Genomic DNA, 20,905 nt, shown 5'->3' with positions numbered 1-20,905 from the left:
CTACCAGAAAATCGAAATCTATGTTCGAAACAATTGAAAAGATAGACGGTGCATTGGTCTATCACGGCAATATGCATAAACGAATTTATTTTACCGAAGCTGATAATATCGACTTGGATATTTTACTGCCAAAAATGCATGACCTTGCTAAGCGACAACAGTATGAGAAGATTTTAGGAAAGGCTCCTGAACAAGAAGTCAATGCTTTACAAGCAAAGGGCTTTTCTGTAGAAGCTAAAATTCCCGGTCTCTATAATGGTAAAATAGATGGTTATTTTTTAGCAGAATATCCTAATAAGAAACGCTATACCAATGACGAGAAAAGTTTAAAAACCATCGCAACGGTAAAAACGATTGCCAAGGCAGCCAATAATTCGCATTCAGACTCGCATTTCGAAATGCCGATCGACTTTAATATTAAAAAGCTAACCGCAGCAGATTTTAAGAGCTTAGAAGATTTATATCATAAAGCATATAAATACCATCCTCATCAAATAAAAGATGATACCTATTTTTCAAAACTTAAAGAGCTGAATCATCGATTTTATGGCTTGTTTCAAAACGGAGAGTTACTAGTTTCTACTATTTTATGCATAAATGAAGCGGAATCAAATATGGAAATCGTTGATTTTATTACCCACCCAAATTACAGAGGTCAAAATCTTTCTTATTTCTTAGTACAAGAAATTATACGGCAAATGGGTGATTACAAATGTAAAACACTCTATACAATGGTTAGAGCTACCTCCTACGGACTGAATATTACATTTAGTAAGCATGGATTTCTTCTTGCGGGCACACTGAAAAACAATTGTATGGTACTAAACACTATCGAAAGCATGAATGTATGGTATTTGAAAAAAACTCTTTAAATAAATTGCAATCTTAAGAAATATCGAAGCATAAGTATGGGCTGAAAATAAATAGGAAACTATTCATTTTCAGCCCATACTATCTATTGTCTCATTTAATTACAATAATCCTTTGATTACACAATTATTTGTGCTTTATTTGAAATACACAACTAAAATTTATCAAATTCATCAATGAAAGGTGCTAAAAATATGAAATTCATTCCTAACCTTTCATACGATTGTGTCATTTTTGGTTTTAATGGCAAAACATTAAAAATACTTATACTTGAATATCAAAACACCGGTTTTTTCGCTCTTCCAGGAGGGTTCATTAGAAAAAATCAAAGTTTAAAGGAGGCTGTAGATAAAGGTGTGGAAGAGCGTACAGGTTTAAAAAATGTATATCTAGACCAATTTCAAGTTTTTGGCGCTATAGATAGAGCAGACCCTTTTGCGATGAAACGCATCTTAGAAGCAAATAATAAAGATCTTGAAAAAAACAAATGGATGATGGAACGTTTTGTAACGGTCGGTCATTATGCATTGATAAATTATGAAGATGTTGACCCTAAGCCAGACCACCTTTCAGATAGTATAGGTTGGTACGCTATAGAAGATGTTCCTAGATTAATGATGGACCATAATGAAATAGTAGATAAAGCTTTAGAAGTACTTCGTAATAATATCAGTGAAAAGTTGATCGGTATGAACCTGCTTCCTTCAAAATTTACAATGAAACAACTACAGCAGGTATTCGAAGCTATTTTAGATCAAAAATTAAGACGTACTAGTTTTCAACGCAAAATGCTATCTCTAGATGTGTTAGAACGGCATGAAAAACTTTTTGAGGGCAAGGCACATAAAGCCCCATACTTATATAGCTTTAAATAAACATTAGATACTTAAAACAACAACAATGAACAATTCAACAATGAACAACTTTTTAAAATGTACCGTTATAGCTGCTTTTATGCTCGGTACATTAACCACCTATGCCCAAAAGAAATTTGGTGGCCTTGCACTGTATACCGTTAGAGAAGATATGGGTGCCGATGCTAAAGCAACTTTACAAGCAGTATCAGATGCAGGTTATAAAAATATAGAAGCTGCAGGTTACGAAGACGGCAAATATTATGGTATGACTCCGACAGATTTTAAAGACTTATTACAATCTTTAAAACTGAAACCGATTAGCACACACCAAAGTGCGGTTACTCTTGACAATGCCGATAAAATGATGGTAGATGCCAAAGCTGCAGGTTTTAAATATTTTGTAGTGCCGATTCCACCAATGGGCATGTTCACTTTCAACCAAGAAGATCGAACAATGGGTATGACAGGCACTGTAGAAGATTTAGCAAAAATTTTAACCTCTCTTGGAGAGAAGGCAAATAAAGCAGGACTAAAATTGTTGTACCATAACCACGATTTTGAATTCAAGAAAAATGCTGCGGGTATTGTTCCAATAGATTATTTATTAGAAAATATAGACCCTAAATTATTGAACTTCCAGATGGATTTATTTTGGGTAACCAAAGCAGGTGCCAACCCTATTGCTTATTTCAACAAATACCCAGGTCGTTTTAAAATTTGGCACGTAAAAGATATGGATGAGCAAGGTAGATTCGCACCAGTTGGTAAAGGCTCTATAGGTTTTGAAAATATTTTAGCCAATAAAGAGCTTGCTGGTATGAAATATTATATGGTTGAACAGGATATGACCTTTGATGGATTAAAACCTTTAGACGCTATTAAAATCAGTCACGAAGGCATAAAAGAAATAGGTTTCAAATAATTAGTATTATCAAACAACGGAGATGGCCCCGAAGAGATTTTTCTCTTTGGGGTTTTCTTTTTTAATGAATTCCCCATTAAACCTTTTACATTTAACATTGTCTTAATCACTTATAAAATTATGTGCCTATTTTTGCACGCTGAAAACCAACTTTTAAAAGGTATAGCATGAGAATGACCACCAGTTTACGCATGAGAATCATACATAGATATTTAGGCTTCTTTTTAGCCGGTATAATGGCAATGTACTCCATTAGCGGTATTATTATGATTTTTAGAAATACAGACTTTCTAAAAAGTGAAAAGATTATAGAACAACAACTAAAACCAAATTTAAAAGCCACAGAACTTAGTGGTGCGTTAAGAATTAAAGGCGGTGTAAAACCTCAAAAAACAGAAGGTGATGTTGTTTACTTTAAGCAAGGTGAATACAATACGGCAACAGGTATGGCTATCATTAAAAAAATGGAACTTCCATTCATTTTAGATAAGATGGAACATCTGCACAAGGCAACCACAAATAGCCCTGTATATTTTCTAAACATATTTTTCGGACTCTCTTTACTATTTTTCGTGGTGTCGTCCTTTTGGATGTTCATGCCCAAAACTACTGTATTTAAAAAAGGACTGTACTTTTCTCTTGGTGGTATCGTTTTGACCATTATTTTGCTGTTCGTATAATACATAAGTTAAATTGATATTTAATCCGTTTTAAAGAAAGGTCTTTAAAACGGATTTTTTGGTTTTGATAAACACTGTAACCAGAAGAATCCACCCCTAACCCCTCCCAGGAGGGGAACAGTTTCTGACTTTGAATAAACTTTTTAGATAAAAACAGACGAAGTAACTCTTATAAAAACGCAACTCCCAACCACCAACAAACCCGCAACCAAAAACGAAAACCTCCCCTCTTGGGAGGGGATTGAGGGGTGGGTGAACGGGTGAACGGGTGATGAAGATTTCATTAAACATACTAACTCAAAAAGACCCACCCCTAGCCCCTCCAAGGAGGGGAACAGTAGTTGATTAAAATTGAATAATTGCATACCAATACCCATTTCCTCACCCAACACTGGTATCTTGCATGTATAAATTACAATTATGAAAATCAATTTATTGTCTTGTGATGCTCCAAGACCAGATAGAAGGGCGATTGCCAATAGTATTGTAGAAATATCGACTAACTGTAGTCCATCGTTAGCAAATGAACTTACCGATATACTTTTAGAAGGTGATGCCGTTGACATAGAATTGGATGATAAAAATACCGGTTCTGCATTACGTGCTTTGCGAAAGCTTAGTATTGACTATGAAATTATAGAATAAAATACCCACCCCTAGCCCTTCCAAGGAGGGAATAACCAGCGTATTTAATTAGAATATATTCTGACAATAATTCTTATGAAAACAGTAGTTTCAACTAACTCCAATTTCACAATTAATAACGTACTTCTCCCCTCTTGGGAGGGGATTAAGGGGTGGGTACTACTATGAGAAAGATTATTCCATATAACCCAAATTTAGTTGAGCTCGCCAGAACATTAAGAAACAACATGACCCTTGGTGAAATCGCGCTATGGCGAGAAATCAAAGGTAAAAAGCTAGGTCAAAAATTTAACAGACAAATTCCAATCGATCAATATATAGTTGATTTTTATTGCAAAGATCTTCAGCTCGCAATAGAAGTAGATGGCAGTATTCATTTTGAAGAAGGACATGAAGAAAAAGATAAGAAACGGCAAGCACGCTTAGAGTCTCTAGGAGTACACATGCTCAGATTTTCAGACACTGATGTGAAGAATAATTTGGGTTTTGTTTTAGAAGAGATTAAAGTAATAATTGAGAAATTAGAACAAACAAGAACCCACCCCTAGCCCCTCCAAGGAGGGGAACAGTTTCTGACTTTGAATAAACTTTTTAGATAAAACAGACCAAGTAACTCTTTTAAAAACGCAACTCCCCAACCAACAAAAAACCCGCAACCAACAACGAAAACCTCCCCTCTTGGGAGGGGATTGAGGGGTGGGTGCTACGGAGACGATGATTGCATTGAACATTCTAACTCAAAATACCCACCCCTAGCCCCTCCAAGGAGGGGAACAGTTTCTGACTTTGAATAAACTTTTTAGATAAAACAGACGAAGTAACTCTTACAAAAACCCAACTCACAAACAACCAATAAACCCGCAACCAAAAACAAAAACTTCCCCTCTCGGGAGGGGATTGAGGGGTGGGTGATTAGGTGATGAAGATTAGATTAAACATTCTAACTCAAAAGAACCCACCCCTAGCCCCTCCAAGGAGGGGAACAGTTTCTGACTTTTAATAAACTTTGTAGATAAAACAGACGAAGTAACTCTTATAAAAACGCAACACCCCAACTACCATAAAACCCGCAACCAAAAACGAAAACCTCCCCTCTTGGGAGGGGATTGAGGGGTGGGTGCTACGGTGTACTCGTTTTAAATACAAACGCAGCTCGTTATAATCTCTTTACACCTCTTTTATTTTTCTTACAGTTTTACGGAAACCCGTAAGAAAATATACCGTAAACTTCTTTATATTGCAGTTCCAAGTAAAGTATACTCCCTCTACCACTTTAGCTGAAACTATTATATAAACTATTGCACATAAACCTAAAAATTCACCAATATATGTAATTGTGCACATACACAATTGTTAGGCGTAATATGAAAAAACAATGAGTTTTATAAGAAATATTACACTTCGAATGACTAATAGGACAATATCAGTTGAAATTGATAGTTTGCTCTTGCCTCATTTGGATACAGCAGATAAAGTTTCAACAAATAGAATTATAAGATTTAATTTATATCGACTTATATATCATATTGGTACTGTTCAATCAAGACGATGGGCGCCATCAAATAGAAATAAGTTTCAAGACAAATCCGATTTAATAGAAAAAATATATAATGGAACCGAGGAGTTTAGAATTAAAACTAACCAAATTAGAATTGAAAATGGTTCAGAAGTTCTAACTACAATTTCAGAAGATTTTGGTGTTGGTATATCTGTACTTATTGCGGAACAATTATTCAATTTAAACTTTTCTACAATTCAAAGGATATATGGAGGCGGTAGACGTCCTGACTGGAAATGTCAAACTAAGGATGATAGAATACTAGTGGTAGAATGTAAAGGTTCTACAAATATCAACACGTCCAATCAACAACAAGTTAATGCATTGCAGCAAAAAATGATGGTTGTAGGAGATATTAGAGTTGCTTCATTAACTCTCTTAAATGAAGATGAAATATCGTCTAACCGATTTCTCGACCCACCAATTGAAAACAATGATAATTCCCCAATTATGGAAAATCACATTTTAAGGGCTGGTCACTATGCATCTGTGTTTAGTTTTTTAGGAAACAGTAAATTGAGTCGTTATTATTCCCAAATGAGAAAGCGGCTTCAAGGTTTAATTACACCAATAGAACAAGAGATTAAAGACAGTACTTTCCGAGATTTATATTCCAATAAACCAAGAGTGTCTTACAAGAACAAAGAATTTGCAGGTAGCTTTTACAAAGTAGAAAACGATAACTTTTTATTCGTTGGTGTAGATAAAAGACTTCTCTCATATCGAGGGTTTTTGACTTTTGAGGAATACCAAACTGAATTAGATGAAACTCAAAATGAAAATCATTATTTACTGTTTCAAGATGGTGTTCTAATAATTGAAATTAAGAACATATCTTATTTTTCGGATGTTATTGAAGTTTCAAGAATTCAAAATATTCAAGATAAAATAACAATAAGTGATATTGATGCTATGACAGAGATTTCATTTCGTAAATATTTTGTTTTCATTCTAGAAAAAAATGGTTTTGAAAATTTCCAGGAGGAACGTTTAGATAATAATTTAAGAATTGATTTGTCAGCATATTTACAAGGTGTTCAATACTTCTTTGAATTCAAACTTTCACGAAATAAAAAACTTTCACGAAATGTGATAGAACAATTAAGTGTGTATCAAAATAGACTTCCAAATCGAAAGTTCTATTTAGTGACTAATTCGGATTTAGATAAAGTGAACTTCTCTTTGTCTGACTATAATGTTATTGGAAGGAATGAGCTTAAACAGATTGCACAAAAACCAAACTATATTATGGAACTGATAGATACTACGCCTAACAATGTATAAAAATAGGGCAAAAAGTGCTTAATCGAAAGGTCTGTGTGTATTTGCTAAGTCGCCAAATTTTTTAATTTGGTATAATTAAGAAGAGAAAAAATAATTAACAAAATATGAAAATTCGGCTTTAGCTTAATCCGAAAAGTATCGCTTACAACTGACCTACTTTTCTTATACTAGACCGTTATAGGCAATGCAAAAAACAACATTACAAAACCAAACTACTTAAGTCAATAAATGGAAATCAAAATAACACATTGCAACAATATTGAAACAGGAGAAATAAAGATTTCCAATAATAAACTGAATATTAAGTTTGGAATTAATGGTACAGGAAAAAGTACGATTACAAGAGCTATAAAATATAATACAGAAACGCCTGAAAAATTAAAAGAATTAATACCATTTAAACACAGAGGTGGGGAAGTTGAAATTATTCCAAAAGTAGAGACAAGTGAAGAAATTGAAAGTGTACTCATTTTTAATGAAGAGTACTTAAATCAATTTTTATTCAAGGAAGATGAATTAATTTCAAACAGTTACGAAATATTCATTGAGACTCCTGAATTCAAAAACTACACTACTCAAATTGAGCAACTTCTTTCAGAAATAAAAAAAGTGTTTTCGGAAAATGTAGAACTCGATAAAATAATATCAGACTTTGATAATTTATCAAAAAGCTTTAAAGCCACTCAAACTGGTCTCTCGAAAACTTCAGCACTATATAAAGGACTTGAAAATGGAAACCAAATTGAACATATTCCAGAATCTTTAAAGGGTTATAGTAAATTAATTAAAGACAAAAGCTGTGTTAGTTGGTTAGACTGGCAAAATAAAGGAGAACAATATCTCGATATTTCAGACGATTGTCCATATTGTACCTCTCCAACAATTGAAAAAAAAGACACCATTAAATCCGTTTCTACATTTTATAACAAAAATGTTATCAAAAATTTCAATGTAATAATTGAAGCATTGCAAAATCTTGGAGAATATTTTTCTGAATCAGCCAATACTACACTTAAAAATATAACAGAAAAACAAACAGGTTTAGAAGAATCTGAAATGAACTACATAGTTGTTGTTAAACAACAAATTGATGATTTACTCTTAAAATTAAAGTCATTAAAAGACATTTCGCCTTTAAGCTTTAGTGAAGATGAGAAAGCAGAGGAAAAATTAAAAGGATTAAAAATTAATGTAGACTTATTTGATAGGTTGAAATCTGATAAAACTGTTGAGATAATAGACTCTTTAAATTCTTCATTAGACACCGTTCTTGAAAAAGTGGGGGTTTTAGAGGGCGAAATAAATAAGCAAAAAAGTTTAGTTAAAAAATTAATTGAAAAACATAGAAAAAGTATCAATTCGTTTTTAACTAATGCGGGATATAAATATACAGTTGAAATTGAAAATGTAGGCACAAGTGACTACAAACTACTTCTAAAACATATTGAGTCTACCGATATTATTTCGGGAGGAAAACAATATCTAAGTTTTGGAGAAAAAAATGCATTTGCACTCGTACTATTTATGTATCAAGCTTTGCATAAAAACCCTGACTTAATAGTTCTTGATGACCCAATATCTTCATTTGATAAAAGCAAAAAATATGCAATTATGCATATGCTTTTTAGAGGTAAAAGCATAGACTGTCTTTTGAATAAAACAGTATTGATGTTAACTCACGACCTTGACCCTGTAATTGACACCGTGAAAGTCCTTAAAGAGTTTAACAACCTATCTGAATCAAATTTTATATGCACTAAAAATGGAATTCTATCAGAGATAGAAATAAAAAAGAATAACATATTGTCATTTGCTCAAATTTGCAAAAAAACTTTAAATTCTGAAATTGATAACATAATTAAATTAATATATCTAAGACGACATTATGAAATATTAGATGATTTAGGAAATGAATATGAAGTGCTCTCAAATTTATTTCATAAAAGGAAAGTAGTCGAATGTACTGACCACAGAAAAGAAATAGAGAATAATTTACTGTCAGAAGAAGATTATAATTCAGGTGTAAAAAACATAAAATCTTATATCCTCGATTTTGACTATGAAGTATTATTGAATTCATTAAATGACATAGGATTCTTAAAGAATTTATTTTTAAATGCAGAAAATAATTATACCAAGCTGAGTATATTTAGATTGATTTATGATGAAAAACTTGAGAAAATACCAAGTGTTCTAAGAAAGTTTATTAACGAAACATTTCATATAGAGAATGAACTAATATGCCAACTTGACCCAAGTGAATATGATATAATTCCTGATTTTATTATTGAGGATTGCGAAAAATACATAAATGTAATGTAAATAAACACTGGCTATAACAATGTATAAAAAAACATAAGGCATTTGTGCTAAACCGAAAGGTTTGTGAGTTTTAATAAAGTCCGCTAAATATAAAATTTGGCGTTTATAGTAGAAAAGATAAAAGCAAAATATTAATATTTAGCTAAGTAATAAACCAAAATGTTAGTGCTTACCTCATGCCCTACGATTTCTTATACTAGACCGTTATGTCAAGTTCAAAATTCAGTTAAGAGCATAACAACAAATTTCAAATCTCTCCGTAAAACCTGTTAACCGCAACATACAATTTTACTCCATTTTCTAGCAATATGATAGCAATTATCACTATTTTCAATAACATCATATAGAAAATAGCTATTCCTATACATTATCAGCATATTTAGTATACACTATAAACATCCAGTTTCAATGAAATGGTAATTAGATTATTGACCAGAATTTTCATTTTAAACTTGTTATAAAAATTACATCATGAATACTCTGCAAAAGCAACGGTTGCATTACCTAACTCTTTCATTGGTATGCTTTCTATTGACAACATTCACTTTCGCCCAAAACAGCGAACCTAGTACAACACCCTCTTTATTACTTGGTCAAGGCGATCAACTCCCAAGAATAAAAAAAGAGCTTGCAGCGGGTAATACAGATTTGGTGGCAGCCTTGAAAAAAATCGTCGAAGAAGCTGATGCTGCACTTGAGCAACCGATTGTAAATGTAGTTGCAGAAGGTGCTTTACCACCAAGTGGAGACGCTCACGATTACTTTAGCTATAGCCCGTATTGGTGGCCAGATGCTAAAAACCCCGATGGACCTTACATTTGACGCGACGGAGTTACCAACCCTGATCGCCGCACCTCTGATGTCTCTAGGCTTGAGGCGATGAACAAGGCGGTAACATCTCTTGTTCCTGCTTGGTATTTCACGGGCGAGGAAAAATATGCCGAACGTGCCGTGCAGCAAATTCGTGCTTGGTATTTAAATTCTGAAACTAGAATGAACCCTAATTTTCGCTATGGTCAAAAACGCCGTGGTCATGAATATAATAGTAGTGGTGGCATACTAGAATCTAACCGAATGGATTGGGTGGTTGATTGTGCCATTCTGCTAGAGTACTTTTCTGGCTGGACAGCTAAAGACCAAACCGACCTGCGTAAGTGGTTCGGCGAACTCGCTACCTGGATGGTGGAAAGTCCGGAAGGTGTTGAAGAAGCTATGCAACCTAATAACCATGGTGCGTGGTATAATCAACATCTTATTCTCTTTTCGCTCTACGGTGAAAAACCTGAGATTGCACGTACTTTTCTTGAACGCATGCCTGCACGAATTTTTGGACAGGTTTTTATAGATGGTCGCCAACCGCAAGAACTTATTCGTACAAATGCATTAAGCTATAGTATTTACGGTGCACGTGCGCTAGTAGGTGTTGCCCGCCTTGGTCGCCATCTTGATTTTGACCTTTTTGCCTATCGCAGCACAGAGGGCAGAAGTATACGACTTGCCATAGATTACATTACACCTTTTATTCTGGGTGAAGAAGAATGGCCTGGCAGTCAAATTAGACCGCTGCGTACCGGAAGAGCCAACGAGTTATATTGGAATGCAGCCCTTGGATTTCAGGAACGTGAATTTGCCAATATTCTGCATAAGTTGCCGGGAGACCAATTACCATCGCCCATAGTGCAGTTATTAGACCCATTGCCTGAAGGGTGGTAAATCTTGGTCTTTCTAAATAATTAGGCAGCCTCTTTTTTCTAGATATTGTGAATTTCAGAGCATATAAAGTGAATTAGTTTAACGAGCAGTCGCATTTGAAAAATAGAGTACATTAGTGGAGCATCTCAATCCAATTTCGTTATGAAAAGAAACTTTATCTTCTAAGTATTTACCCTATTCTAATTAAGCGCTTATGCCCAAGACAGTTTCAACAAACTCCCACAGGCAGTAAAAATCAGCTGCCCAATGCTATTGATTGACGAGCATATCATCGCCAATATAAATATCATCACTTCAAAGGAAGATATTGAAGAAATAGCAGTAATAAAAGGTAAACCTAGACGAGAAACGCATTTTTATAATCTTACGGCAAACGGTATTCTGTTTGCTAAACTAAAAAAGGAAATACCTAATAAAACACAAGCTGAGCTGAATACCTTTCTGGATTTGGATGAAAACAATCCTGTATTTTTAAACGGTTATTTATTGGAACATGACACGTATACCATTGCTACAGAAAGTATTACAGAAATGGAACTGGTAGTCCCAAATAATGAAAATAACTTAACTGAAAAAGTCATCAATGTTTGGACATTAACTCAAGAAGAACGTGAAAATGGCTGTGCATTGTCCCAAATGAAGTAAATTAGTTGTTCATCTCATCATCAATCATCATGAAAACAACAATCACACTTATCACCTTCCTCTTTTTTACAACAACTTGTCTTCTAGCCCAACAAGACAAATTCATTGAAGACGCCATAGAGCGATTAGAAAACTCACGTAAGTACTTGTTACTAGTTGCCGATATGATGCCGGAGGAGAAGTATGGGTACAAAGCAACAGAGGAGTCCTTGAGCTTTACCGAAAATTTAATGCATATTGGTTTTGCGCTAGATTGGCACAGCCAGTCACTCATTGGCGACCGAGAAGCGCGTGTATACCAAACGGACACCGTTTTTAAACCTGCCAACAAAACAAAGGCTGAAATGATGGCTCGCATAGACCAATCGTTTACCGAAGCCATTGCGCTTTTACAAGATGTATCTCCTGAACAGTTAGATACCGAGTTGGATTATTTTGGACTTACACGCTCTAAACGACAAATTTATATGCTGCTGGCAGACCATATTACGCACCACAGAGGGCAAATGTTGGTTTACATGCGCCTAAACGGACTTACGCCGCCACGGTACGTATTATATCAATAGCAGTGTAAGAGAAAGTTATTCTTCTTTTTTCTTATCGCCGTTCATTAGCATTAGTACAATGCCAACAAGGGTTAAACACACGGCTGCAAATACAGCGATCATAATAACGCCGTAGCTCCAGTTTACCAAGGGTAGATGTAATGAGGTCATAGTCGGTAATTTTATTAACACAAAAATAGAATGTAGTTGCAAGATGTTCTATGACAATTGTCAGGAAATCAAAATACTACGCAACAAATAAATTTTCATTTCATTTGAGTGCCGCCAAACGTTGTAGGCTTGGTATGGGTTCAGTATTTTTATAGTTGAAAATGGTTTTTAGAAAATGGTAGATAAAATTAAATGTCCCAATTGTGGACATGAGTTTGATGTTGAAGAGGCGCTTTCCGGCAAAATGCAGGCTCATTTTAAGGCTGAATATGAACGTAAAGTTGCGGAGCAGGCAGAAAAATTCAATAAAGAACGTAGAAAACTTGAAATTGAAGTAGAAGAATTCGAGAAGAAGAAAGAGAAGGAAAACGAGCTTTTTAAAGAGAAGCTGGCACAACGCCTTGCCAAAGAATCTGAAAAAATACAGCTACAGACCAACGAAACTTTTGAGCAAAAGTTAAAAGCCCTGCAACAAGAGAACGAGAAAAAGAAAGAAGAGAACAGAGCGCTACGTGCACAAGAGATCGACCTTTTAAAACGTGAGAACGAATTAAAGGAAAAAGCCGAAGAGCTTAAGATGAACGTGCAGAAAGAATTGCTGGAGAAACAGTCGGTCATCGAAGAAAAAGCAAAGGCAAAAGAGCGCGAGGCAATGGCGCTAAAAGAGAAAGAATACCAGAAACAGCTAGACGACCAAAAGAAGCTTATTGATGAAATGAAGCGCAAGGCAGAGCAAGGTTCTATGCAAATGCAAGGCGAAATACAAGAACTGGCATTAGAAGAATTATTGCGCAGCACCTACCCTTTTGATAATATAGACGAAGTTGGTAAAGGTATTCGTGGTGCAGATTGCATACAGACCGTCATTAACTCGCTGCAACAGACCTGTGGTTCTATTGTCTATGAAAGCAAACGTACCAAAAATTTCAGTAATGATTGGATCAATAAACTTAAGCAAGATCAAATTAATTGCAAGGCTGATATCGCAGTAATTGTTACAGAAACCTTTCCGCCCGATATGGACCGTTTTGGTGAGAAAAATGGTGTTTGGATCTGCGGATTCAACGAAGTAAAAAGTGTATCTCTCGTATTAAGAGAATTGCTGTTAAAAACACAATCCATAAAATCATCTGACGAAAACAAAGGTGATAAGATGGAACTGCTATATTCTTACCTCACTAGTAACGAGTTTGTACAAAACATTAATAGAATTATAGAAAACTACGATTCTATGATCAAACAATTGAACTACGAAAAGAAAGCCGCTTACAAGAATTTTGCCGTGCGAGAGAAGCAAATTTGGGGTGTTCAAGAAAATATAAATGTTCTCTTTGGTTCTATTAAAGGGATTGCGGGTAATGCGTTATCCACATCGACCATTCTTGATTTACCGGATGCGGAGATAGACGATTAGTTTTAGTTGTTGGTTGTTGGTTGTTGGTTGTTGGTTGTTGGTTGTTGGTTGTTGGTAAAATAATGAATTTCACTTTGCGCTATGCACAAAGCCCTTAATAAATTATGCGCTAGGCGTGCCGCGCATTACGTTTAGCGTTGGGCGCTAAGCTTTATTTAGTTTGGAATTTAGCCAAGTGATCATTTTCTCAAATCTAAAAGAGATGAAAATTAGATATATGCAGCTAATAAAACTCCCGAAATTACTACTAGATGTATCTTTAAAATAAAACACATTTAATAGGGTTGCTACCAAGCCTAAAATGCCGACCGCAAGTATAAAATATTTTAAGAATTTCATTGTTTATGTTTTAAGACGTTTTGGCACTTTTGGACCAAATTGATGGTTATTTACACCTATATGTAGCATTTTTATGCAAATTGTTACATATTTTAATGAAAAAATAGAAAAAAAGTATCTTATGAAACTAACTCATATTCTGGTAGCCTTACTACTCACTATCACTTCCGTATCATGCCAACAAGAAAAGAAAGCATCAGGTGATGATGTAACGGTTATGTGGACATCCTTTTTATCTGATTTAGCGGCTGAGGACAAAGAAGCTTTTAAGAATACATCCGGGAAGACCATTCGTTGTTATGATTGTTTGGAGAATACGCCATCCGAAGCGCAACAAATGAACTTCTTACGAGAAAATGATTCGCTTTGGTACGATAAAATTTATGATGACCTCATCTATATTCCTATAGATAGTTTTATCGCCAATGATTATGACATTCTATTCAATCCTAAATTTGTAAACATCCTTAAGGAAAATGAAACAGTTATTTCTAGTGAAGAAACAAACGGAATAATATACACCCATATACTGGTTACCACTACCCTACCTACTGCATTTTTTGAAGGTGGCCAACATATGTTTTCATTTGAAAAAACATCCGATGGCAACTGGAAACTTTATGAAATTAGCACCATACCTTAAAACATCAAAAATTTATCTCCCCATCCAATTTTTGAAGTCTGATGCTTTTGCCTTGCTAACTATAATACGCTCGCTACAGGCAGGATGAACCTCTACCAATAATTTGCTATTAAAATGAAGTTTAATAGTTACAATAGCCTCTCTACGCAGAATAAACTGTCTGTTCGCCCTATAGAAAACGGTAGGATCCAATGCTTCTTCTACTTCTTCTAATTTTACATCTAACGCATAAGAACGCTCTTGAACCGTAACTGCTTTTACAACCCCGGTATCTATATAAAAATAGGCGATATCTGCTGTTTTAACGGGTATAAATTGATCCCCAACACCTACCAAAAAGGTCTGTTTAAAATTAGTTGGCTTGGTCTGTATTAGATGCAATAGACTTTGCATTTGTTGCTCATCTATTCCATTTTGTTGGTTTTGAGCTTCAAACCGATCTAAAGCATCTTTTAGTTCTTCTTTATCAATAGGTTTCAGTAAATAATCTATACTATTTACCTTAAAGGCTTTTAAGGCATATTGATCATAAGCGGTGGTGAATACTATAGGAATGTTGATTTCTACTTGGTCAAAAATTTCGAATGAAATACCATCTGCCAAATGAATATCCATAAATACCAAAACACCATCGTGGGGTTTTGCGAAATAAGCTACGCTGGCCTTTACTGTATCTAATATTTCAATAACCTCTATATCTGTATTTATCTTTGTCAATAGATATGATAGGTTATCGCTAGCAGCAAATTCGTCTTCTACAATAATTACCTTCATTCTTGTTGATTTAAGGGTAGTTCTACCTTAAAAATATCATTATCGGTGTTCACCAACAACTCCTTTTTCAATAATAACAAATACCGTTTCTTAAGATTATAAAGTCCGGTACCCATACCTTCTGCCAAGGTGCTACGCGTGCGAATAGGGTTTTCTACGATTAACGATTCTCCACTAGAATATACTTTTACCGTTAAAGGGTTTGTAGATGAAATTTCATTATGTTTTACAGAATTTTCTACCAACGACTGTAATGCCAACGGTGGTAACTCGCGATCCAAGAAATCATCGGCAACATTAATCTCTATATTTATGCGGTCACGATAACGGGTTTTCATTAAAAAAATATAACAGTCCAAGAATTTTAATTCCTCTTTGGCAGGTACCAAATTGGTTTCACCACTTTGTAAAATATACCGATACATGTACGATAGCTTATTTACAAACTTAGTCGCATTTTCATTTTCCCTAATCAAAGACGACAAAGAGTTCAGAGAATTAAATAAAAAGTGAGGGTCGATCTGGTTTTTAAGGGCAGCAAGCTCGTTCTCTAAATTCTGCTGTTTCAACTGCTCGTTTTCTATTCTGCTTTCTTGCTTATCGGTACTTACACGTAACAACCTGGCAATAAAAAAAAGTACTATGGAAAGATTTATAAACGTAAAATTGATCCAACCTTCTTCATGATGCTCTAAAACCCTACCATTAATTAAGGGATAGCATAGCTTGATCACTTTGACTACTACCAACAATAAAATTACATTTATTACCAGTATTACAATCCACTTTAAGAGTGGTCGCCACTTAAATTCGTCATAATCAATATTAGTATTTACTTGAATTACAGACCATGAAAAACAAAAGAAAAACAAATAACGGTACAAGAAATCTGCTACCCAAGACATGGAGAAATTTAAGTTACCCTCCATAATACCATTATATAAATAAATGGTTTTTGGCAGCGAGACCAGAATACCTAATAAGAGGGCCGTTTTTATTACTTCCCCTTGTTTAACTTTAGTTATTGCCATATAATATCTTCTATTGATGCTTGCCTAGAAACATCTAAAACGGAAATTTATTTCAACCATGTTTTTTCAAACCTAAGTTCAAAATGTTTGAGCATATGATATTGTTTTTCCGAATCATAAAGATATTAGGTTATTCGCATGCAAAAAGATTTGAATGGCTCAAGCGTCTATATTACCGTCTAAAACAACCTAAGTTAAATATGAAATTTTCATGTTAAAGACATTGCCGAGCTAAATTTCAAAAAAACAGTACGTTACACCCTCTTACCCAACAGTAAACAAACCGATTAGAGCTATATCTAATACCAGATATAGACTACTTTGTAAACCAATCTCTAACCGTTTCTTCGGCTAATTTATTGTTAGGGGTAAACGCATTATTGTGTTCTCCACGGTATTCTATATAGCTAGGAAATTTCCACCATAGAATACCTTGACACCAAGGTTCATCTTGTATTCCTTCAAAGATAATCTCGTAGCCTCTGCGTTGCGACTCTTCATTAATGGAATCATCTGCCTCTGCATGCGGATTCTTCCATGGAGTGTCTACACTTCTAAACCCAATTTCAGTAAAAACGATAGGTTTTTTAAAGCGGTCATACACCTTTTTAATTTTAGTCTTTATGGTATCAAATTGTAAACGCAGCTCTTCATCGGTCGGATTATCTTTTTTACTTAATGGATAATACGAATTCAACCCCACAAAATCTAAATCGTCCCAAAACTCTATATTCTCAAATTCCTCGCCCCAATTGGCCGCATAAGTTAATTGACCAGAGTATAAAGCGCGTGTTTTTTTAATCATACTACGCCAAGCTTCGGGCTGTGCCAAGGTTGCGGTAGCGAACTCCACACCTATACATAAGGCATCCATCTCATGAATTTCAGCTAAAAATGCGTAGTGGCGAATCCAACGATAGTAATAATCATGAAATTTATTCCATTGTTCTTCCGTAGGCATATCTATGCCGCCAGGCCAACTACCACCTACGTAAATTTGCGGTTTAAGTAACGTATACATACCCATATTGCTCGCCATAGAAACAGCATGAACAACGGCGTCATCATTCTCACTACCCGCATTATCACTAAAATGTAATGGTGTAGGTGTATTTATATCATTGATGCCCGTATACGGTACTATAGCCATCGCATTACTACCCATATTCTTTTGTTTCAACAAAGATTCTGTTGCCTTTTGTGAACCGTAACCGTTATAAATGCTATACCCTTCGTGCGCAAAATTGAAGCCTTTTAAGTAAGGTAATTTTTTCTTTTCTGTTTTTTTCTTAGGATGTGTTTTTGTTAATCCTCTTAAATAACTCTGCCACCTCACCTCTAAATTCTCTATTTCCCTTTCAGACAGTGATACATTTTTATAATGTTGCAAATATGTATCTTTTCCCAAAGTGTTTATTAGAAAATCTGCAAAAGCCCCTGCCATACAATCTCTTATAAGTGATGATTCCATTTCTAGAAAATCATCATCCAATAATTCTGATACCGTAAACGTATTTTCAGATTCTAGCAATCTGGCAGACCAGTATTTATACCCTTTTATTTGCCAAGTTTTAGTAAAATAAATAGGTAGACCCAAAGTGAATATTGTTTTATTACTGGCACCAATAAGATTATGCAACAGTAAAGCATTATCCCTGCCAATATGGTTATTGGCGTAAATTTTATTTACAATGGTATGAACTGAATTGGTCGCAGGATAAAATGTAGAGTGATCCGTATTACCCGTCATCAAACCTTTTTCTTCTGTACTAGAATAAAAATTATAAGTAATTTTAGGTACATTCTTGTTCTTAACGAAATCGATGATTTTTGCCTTAGTCGCTATAACCTGTGCCTGTTTCGTCTTTATCTCTGAAGTATCCAAAGCTTTTTGATGGTCTATAAATCTGAACTCATCGGTATCTAACAATACCCTTGTACCTTTGGCAAAATTGAAAAAAGTAGACCCTTCTATGCCCCAGTTGATATTAAAATCGCCCATAACCAATCTTTCATTATTCTGGTACACTTCATATTCTAAATTCTGACGATAAAAAGAAAGACCATACTCGGCAACTTTATCGGCAAAAACATTAAAAACCTCATTTGCATCTGTACCTGTTAAAAAACTAAAAGGCACTTTTGGATCAGTAGGATTTGGATAAAAACAAACCCCAAGTACAGATTTATTATTAGGTACTTCTTTCTGCCCTATTACAATTTCTGTTGGCGATACCCGAAAAGGAGTTTCGGCCATATATTCACTAATCAAGGGATTTTCATCAATGGCGCCTACTAAAAATACTATCGAACCGTTCAATAATTTATCTGTGACCTCATCCACATGCATAAAACTAACCTTAGCACTACGCCTAGACCTAGTCACGTCCATTAATGATAATTCATTTAAAATTTCTTTATACCGCTGAGCCAATGCAACATCTTTTGCACCGTATACCACTAAAATCTCTCTCTTATTGAAGAAACTTCTACGTAAATCTCTGCGTGAAGCGATAGAATCTTTAGCTTCTGGCACTAAATCATTATCTGGGGAAGGAAAATATTCTACAGCAGCAAAACCAACGATACCGACAATAACAAACAAAGCAACTAAAAGATATTTCTTTTTCATAAATACAACTATAAGCGAACTATTGTTAAGATAACAAAAGTGCAAAACCTACGTTTGTTTAAGGCTTTATTTAACTTTTTAAAAGGGTTCGTGCAATTGCGTGTTCCAAACCTGTTCTTTATACATTTCTGAAAATTCGCTAGGCTTCTTTACAAAAACACTCGAACCGACATTTTAAATGAAAAAGGTTTTGAAACAATAGCCGTTGTGGTACGAACCCTTTTGTACCTTAACTTTGCACTACCAAATAGCCAACGCTACATGAAATCATTACTAACATTTTCCTTTCTTATTTTTACCCTAAGCTGTTTTGCCCAAAACACCGCTACAATACCATTACAAGAATTTACTGAACTAAGGGTATATGACAGAATCAGTGTTACCCTAGTAAAAGGTGAAGAGAATAAAATTGAAATCGCTTTAGAAAATAAAAAGGATTTAAGCATTACCGAGAACGATGGTCGGTTACGATTGAAAATGTGTTCTGGCGATTCTGTTCTAAATAGTATATTGAGCATAAAACTGTATTATACCGAAGCCCTAGCAGTAATTGATGCTAATAAAAATTCTAGAATCATATCATCAGGATTGGTAATCGGAACTTTATTATCTATTGAAGCACAAGATGCCAGTACTATTACCCTGAATATTGCTTATAATAATGTTAAGGCAAAAAGTATTAGTGGCAGCGAAATTAAACTCTCTGGCACAAGTGGCAACCAAGAAGCAACCATAAATACAGGCGGTAGACTCTTTAATAAAGGACTGAAAACAAAAAATACTACTGTTATTGTTTTGTCCGGTGGTTCTGCCGATGTTTATGCCAGGGAAGAAGTCATTGCCAAAGTAAAGGCAGGTGGTACAATTACCGTATACGGCAAACCAAATTCTATTGACAAAGACGATACCTTTGGAGGTAAAATAGTAATACCAGAGTAACTACTGTTCTATACTTTGAACATTAAAACCTACAAGTTCATTATCTTGAAAATGTGGAGCAACCTCGATAGGGTTACAACATACTTCACAATCTTCTACATAGGTTTGATTTACAATAGAGGGATCTAAAAGCATCGAAACTTCTTCCCAACAATACGGACATTGAAAATAATGTTCGAACATAGTATTAAATTATGCTTTCAATTCTTTTGCCAGTTCCTTTAGTGTAAGCGTCTGTATTAAATTACCCGAATTGGAAGTAAATATGGTCTGATGACCCAATTTCAATGAAAGTATATCTTCTTCTGCATCAAGATGAATTTCGGCAGGATTTATTCTAAGTTCCTCTAACTTTACATCAAATCGTTTTTTTAAGGATACTGAACCGTTAGACTTATTCAATTCAAATCCGTAAAAATCAAACAACCTTTGTAATCCGCTGAAAAAACTTATACCAATAAAAACCAGACCTGCCATGGCAAATTTATATGCCAAGGTAAATACGTCTAATTCCTCTCCATTTATAAAAGCAAACACCAGGTTTATACAACCATAAATACCCAATAAAAATACGAACAGACCAACCATAATCGCTAATACATCGGTAAGTAAAGCTTTTTTAGTTCTTGTTACCGTTAAACCATCTACCGTTCTATTTGCCTGAAAGCCAAAATCCTTTAAATATTCTAAATTATTAATTTGAGTTAACCTATTGGCTATAGTAGTTTCTAAACCACTTAGATCTACAACAACAGCACGTTTCTGCAGCTCTTCTTGCAAACTTAATTGCGCTTCAAAGGTGAGTAATGAATGTTGATCCAATATCTCTATAAGTTCGCTATTTGTTTTATCGCTATACATGTTATTCCCTAATTAATTTAATCCATTATCAAGACCTAATGCACTAACGCATATCTTAAT

At 34.7% G+C, this 20,905-nt stretch carries 20 protein-coding genes and 1 pseudogene; 14 read left to right on the top strand and 7 right to left on the bottom strand.

The annotated features are described in order from the left end of the window. The first annotated feature begins 20 nt into the window (after positions 1-20). The 10 genes and pseudogenes from ablB to ACJJVP_RS08815 form a co-directional block, all read left to right on the top strand. The gene (gene ablB / locus ACJJVP_RS08860) at positions 21-872 is read left to right on the top strand and encodes a putative beta-lysine N-acetyltransferase (protein WP_405412853.1); all 852 of its coding nucleotides are present in this window, start codon (positions 21-23) and stop codon (positions 870-872) included. A 192-nt stretch (positions 873-1,064) separates the two neighbouring features. After that, on the top strand, positions 1,065-1,745 hold the full coding sequence (locus tag ACJJVP_RS08855; protein WP_405412851.1) for an NrtR DNA-binding winged helix domain-containing protein: 681 nt from the start codon (positions 1,065-1,067) through the stop codon (positions 1,743-1,745). 25 nt (positions 1,746-1,770) lie between these two features. Then, positions 1,771-2,649: a sugar phosphate isomerase/epimerase family protein gene (locus tag ACJJVP_RS08850; RefSeq protein WP_405412849.1), complete on the top strand. Its 879-nt coding sequence runs from the start codon at positions 1,771-1,773 to the stop codon at positions 2,647-2,649. Positions 2,650-2,816: 167 nt separating this feature from the next. Then, positions 2,817-3,329 (top strand): hypothetical protein, encoded by a 513-nt coding sequence (locus tag ACJJVP_RS08845; protein ID WP_405412846.1) that lies wholly within the window; start codon positions 2,817-2,819, stop codon positions 3,327-3,329. Between the two features lie 420 nt (positions 3,330-3,749). Beyond that, complete coding sequence (locus tag ACJJVP_RS08840) at positions 3,750-3,974, top strand: hypothetical protein (RefSeq protein ID WP_405412843.1); 225 nt, start codon at positions 3,750-3,752, stop codon at positions 3,972-3,974. Between the two features lie 164 nt (positions 3,975-4,138). Then, positions 4,139-4,522, top strand: coding sequence for an endonuclease domain-containing protein (locus ACJJVP_RS08835; RefSeq protein ID WP_405412841.1), 384 nt, complete (start codon positions 4,139-4,141; stop codon positions 4,520-4,522). An 857-nt stretch (positions 4,523-5,379) separates the two neighbouring features. Further along, a complete protein-coding gene (locus ACJJVP_RS08830) occupies positions 5,380-6,816 on the top strand; it encodes a hypothetical protein (protein WP_405412838.1) in 1,437 nt (478 codons plus the stop codon). A gap of 228 nt (positions 6,817-7,044) precedes the next feature. Continuing rightward, complete coding sequence (locus tag ACJJVP_RS08825) at positions 7,045-9,138, top strand: hypothetical protein (RefSeq protein WP_405412837.1); 2,094 nt, start codon at positions 7,045-7,047, stop codon at positions 9,136-9,138. Positions 9,139-9,609: 471 nt separating this feature from the next. Next, the gene (locus tag ACJJVP_RS08820; protein ID WP_405412835.1) at positions 9,610-9,960 is read left to right on the top strand and encodes a hypothetical protein; all 351 of its coding nucleotides are present in this window, start codon (positions 9,610-9,612) and stop codon (positions 9,958-9,960) included. A gap of 12 nt (positions 9,961-9,972) precedes the next feature. Beyond that, positions 9,973-10,851: pseudogene (locus ACJJVP_RS08815) on the top strand (alginate lyase family protein); the annotation flags it as partial. A 479-nt stretch (positions 10,852-11,330) separates the two neighbouring features. Here the strand turns inward: ACJJVP_RS08815 and ACJJVP_RS08810 are convergent. Then, positions 11,331-11,432 carry a Vmc-like lipoprotein signal peptide domain-containing protein gene (locus tag ACJJVP_RS08810; protein WP_405412833.1) on the bottom strand — a complete coding sequence of 34 codons (102 nt, stop codon included), beginning with the start codon at positions 11,430-11,432 and terminating at the stop codon, positions 11,331-11,333. A 93-nt stretch (positions 11,433-11,525) separates the two neighbouring features. Here ACJJVP_RS08810 and ACJJVP_RS08805 point away from each other — a divergent pair, with 93 nt between their 5' ends. Then, the gene (locus ACJJVP_RS08805; protein ID WP_405412830.1) at positions 11,526-12,062 is read left to right on the top strand and encodes a DinB family protein; all 537 of its coding nucleotides are present in this window, start codon (positions 11,526-11,528) and stop codon (positions 12,060-12,062) included. 15 nt (positions 12,063-12,077) lie between these two features. On the opposite strand, the gene ACJJVP_RS08800 is transcribed toward ACJJVP_RS08805, so the two are convergent. Beyond that, the gene (locus tag ACJJVP_RS08800) at positions 12,078-12,212 is read right to left on the bottom strand and encodes a hypothetical protein (protein ID WP_405412827.1); all 135 of its coding nucleotides are present in this window, start codon (positions 12,210-12,212) and stop codon (positions 12,078-12,080) included. A 175-nt stretch (positions 12,213-12,387) separates the two neighbouring features. Here ACJJVP_RS08800 and ACJJVP_RS08795 point away from each other — a divergent pair, with 175 nt between their 5' ends. Together ACJJVP_RS08795 and ACJJVP_RS08790 are read left to right on the top strand one after the other, a co-directional pair. Next, on the top strand, positions 12,388-13,626 hold the full coding sequence (locus ACJJVP_RS08795) for a DUF2130 domain-containing protein (RefSeq protein ID WP_405412825.1): 1,239 nt from the start codon (positions 12,388-12,390) through the stop codon (positions 13,624-13,626). Between the two features lie 460 nt (positions 13,627-14,086). Next, positions 14,087-14,608: a hypothetical protein gene (locus tag ACJJVP_RS08790; protein ID WP_405412823.1), complete on the top strand. Its 522-nt coding sequence runs from the start codon at positions 14,087-14,089 to the stop codon at positions 14,606-14,608. A 12-nt stretch (positions 14,609-14,620) separates the two neighbouring features. On the opposite strand, the gene ACJJVP_RS08785 is transcribed toward ACJJVP_RS08790, so the two are convergent. From ACJJVP_RS08785 to ACJJVP_RS08775, 3 genes are all read right to left on the bottom strand, one after another. Further along, positions 14,621-15,382, bottom strand: a complete 762-nt coding sequence (locus tag ACJJVP_RS08785) for a LytR/AlgR family response regulator transcription factor (protein ID WP_405412821.1) — start codon at positions 15,380-15,382, stop codon at positions 14,621-14,623. Beyond that, positions 15,379-16,413, bottom strand: a complete 1,035-nt coding sequence (locus tag ACJJVP_RS08780; RefSeq protein WP_405412819.1) for a sensor histidine kinase — start codon at positions 16,411-16,413, stop codon at positions 15,379-15,381. The genes ACJJVP_RS08785 and ACJJVP_RS08780 overlap by 4 nt, the downstream gene beginning before the upstream one ends. Before the next feature lie 316 nt (positions 16,414-16,729). Beyond that, positions 16,730-19,045, bottom strand: coding sequence for a glycoside hydrolase family 113 (locus ACJJVP_RS08775; protein WP_405412816.1), 2,316 nt, complete (start codon positions 19,043-19,045; stop codon positions 16,730-16,732). A 261-nt stretch (positions 19,046-19,306) separates the two neighbouring features. On the opposite strand from ACJJVP_RS08775, the gene ACJJVP_RS08770 reads away from it, so the two are divergent. Next, the gene (locus ACJJVP_RS08770) at positions 19,307-19,984 is read left to right on the top strand and encodes a head GIN domain-containing protein (protein ID WP_405412815.1); all 678 of its coding nucleotides are present in this window, start codon (positions 19,307-19,309) and stop codon (positions 19,982-19,984) included. Here ACJJVP_RS08770 and ACJJVP_RS08765 read toward each other — a convergent pair whose 3' ends face one another. Both ACJJVP_RS08765 and ACJJVP_RS08760 read right to left on the bottom strand, forming a co-directional pair. Continuing rightward, entirely contained in the window at positions 19,985-20,167 is a 183-nt protein-coding gene (locus tag ACJJVP_RS08765) for a CPXCG motif-containing cysteine-rich protein (protein ID WP_405412813.1), read from the bottom strand. 9 nt (positions 20,168-20,176) lie between these two features. Then, positions 20,177-20,845, bottom strand: a complete 669-nt coding sequence (locus ACJJVP_RS08760; RefSeq protein ID WP_405412810.1) for a hypothetical protein — start codon at positions 20,843-20,845, stop codon at positions 20,177-20,179. Positions 20,846-20,905 lie beyond the last annotated feature (60 nt).

The sequence above is a fragment of the Maribacter sp. Asnod1-A12 genome (assembly GCF_045063735.1).
Lineage (GTDB): Bacteria > Bacteroidota > Bacteroidia > Flavobacteriales > Flavobacteriaceae > Maribacter.
This window is presented reverse-complemented; position numbering and strand designations above follow the sequence as displayed.

Excerpts from the sequence above, each read along its gene's own strand:
- ACJJVP_RS08810 (WP_405412833.1), bottom strand. The coding sequence starts at position 11,432 with ATGACTTTTTCAGTTAAGTTATTTTCATTATTTGGGACTACCAGTTCC.
- ACJJVP_RS08785 (WP_405412821.1), bottom strand. The coding sequence starts at position 15,382 with ATGAAGGTAATTATTGTAGAAGACGAATTTGCTGCTAGCGATAACCTA.
- ACJJVP_RS08795 (WP_405412825.1), top strand. The coding sequence starts at position 12,388 with ATGGTAGATAAAATTAAATGTCCCAATTGTGGACATGAGTTTGATGTT.
- ACJJVP_RS08850 (WP_405412849.1), top strand. The coding sequence starts at position 1,771 with ATGAACAATTCAACAATGAACAACTTTTTAAAATGTACCGTTATAGCT.
- ACJJVP_RS08820 (WP_405412835.1), top strand. The coding sequence starts at position 9,610 with ATGAATACTCTGCAAAAGCAACGGTTGCATTACCTAACTCTTTCATTG.
- ACJJVP_RS08845 (WP_405412846.1), top strand. The coding sequence starts at position 2,817 with ATGAGAATGACCACCAGTTTACGCATGAGAATCATACATAGATATTTA.
- ACJJVP_RS08760 (WP_405412810.1), bottom strand. The coding sequence starts at position 20,845 with ATGTATAGCGATAAAACAAATAGCGAACTTATAGAGATATTGGATCAA.
- ACJJVP_RS08825 (WP_405412837.1), top strand. The coding sequence starts at position 7,045 with ATGGAAATCAAAATAACACATTGCAACAATATTGAAACAGGAGAAATA.
- ACJJVP_RS08835 (WP_405412841.1), top strand. The coding sequence starts at position 4,139 with ATGAGAAAGATTATTCCATATAACCCAAATTTAGTTGAGCTCGCCAGA.
- ACJJVP_RS08790 (WP_405412823.1), top strand. The coding sequence starts at position 14,087 with ATGAAACTAACTCATATTCTGGTAGCCTTACTACTCACTATCACTTCC.
- ACJJVP_RS08855 (WP_405412851.1), top strand. The coding sequence starts at position 1,065 with ATGAAATTCATTCCTAACCTTTCATACGATTGTGTCATTTTTGGTTTT.
- ablB (WP_405412853.1), top strand. The coding sequence starts at position 21 with ATGTTCGAAACAATTGAAAAGATAGACGGTGCATTGGTCTATCACGGC.
- ACJJVP_RS08805 (WP_405412830.1), top strand. The coding sequence starts at position 11,526 with ATGAAAACAACAATCACACTTATCACCTTCCTCTTTTTTACAACAACT.
- ACJJVP_RS08830 (WP_405412838.1), top strand. The coding sequence starts at position 5,380 with ATGACTAATAGGACAATATCAGTTGAAATTGATAGTTTGCTCTTGCCT.
- ACJJVP_RS08765 (WP_405412813.1), bottom strand. The coding sequence starts at position 20,167 with ATGTTCGAACATTATTTTCAATGTCCGTATTGTTGGGAAGAAGTTTCG.
- ACJJVP_RS08800 (WP_405412827.1), bottom strand. The coding sequence starts at position 12,212 with ATGACCTCATTACATCTACCCTTGGTAAACTGGAGCTACGGCGTTATT.
- ACJJVP_RS08840 (WP_405412843.1), top strand. The coding sequence starts at position 3,750 with ATGAAAATCAATTTATTGTCTTGTGATGCTCCAAGACCAGATAGAAGG.
- ACJJVP_RS08770 (WP_405412815.1), top strand. The coding sequence starts at position 19,307 with ATGAAATCATTACTAACATTTTCCTTTCTTATTTTTACCCTAAGCTGT.
- ACJJVP_RS08780 (WP_405412819.1), bottom strand. The coding sequence starts at position 16,413 with ATGGCAATAACTAAAGTTAAACAAGGGGAAGTAATAAAAACGGCCCTC.
- ACJJVP_RS08775 (WP_405412816.1), bottom strand. The coding sequence starts at position 19,045 with ATGAAAAAGAAATATCTTTTAGTTGCTTTGTTTGTTATTGTCGGTATC.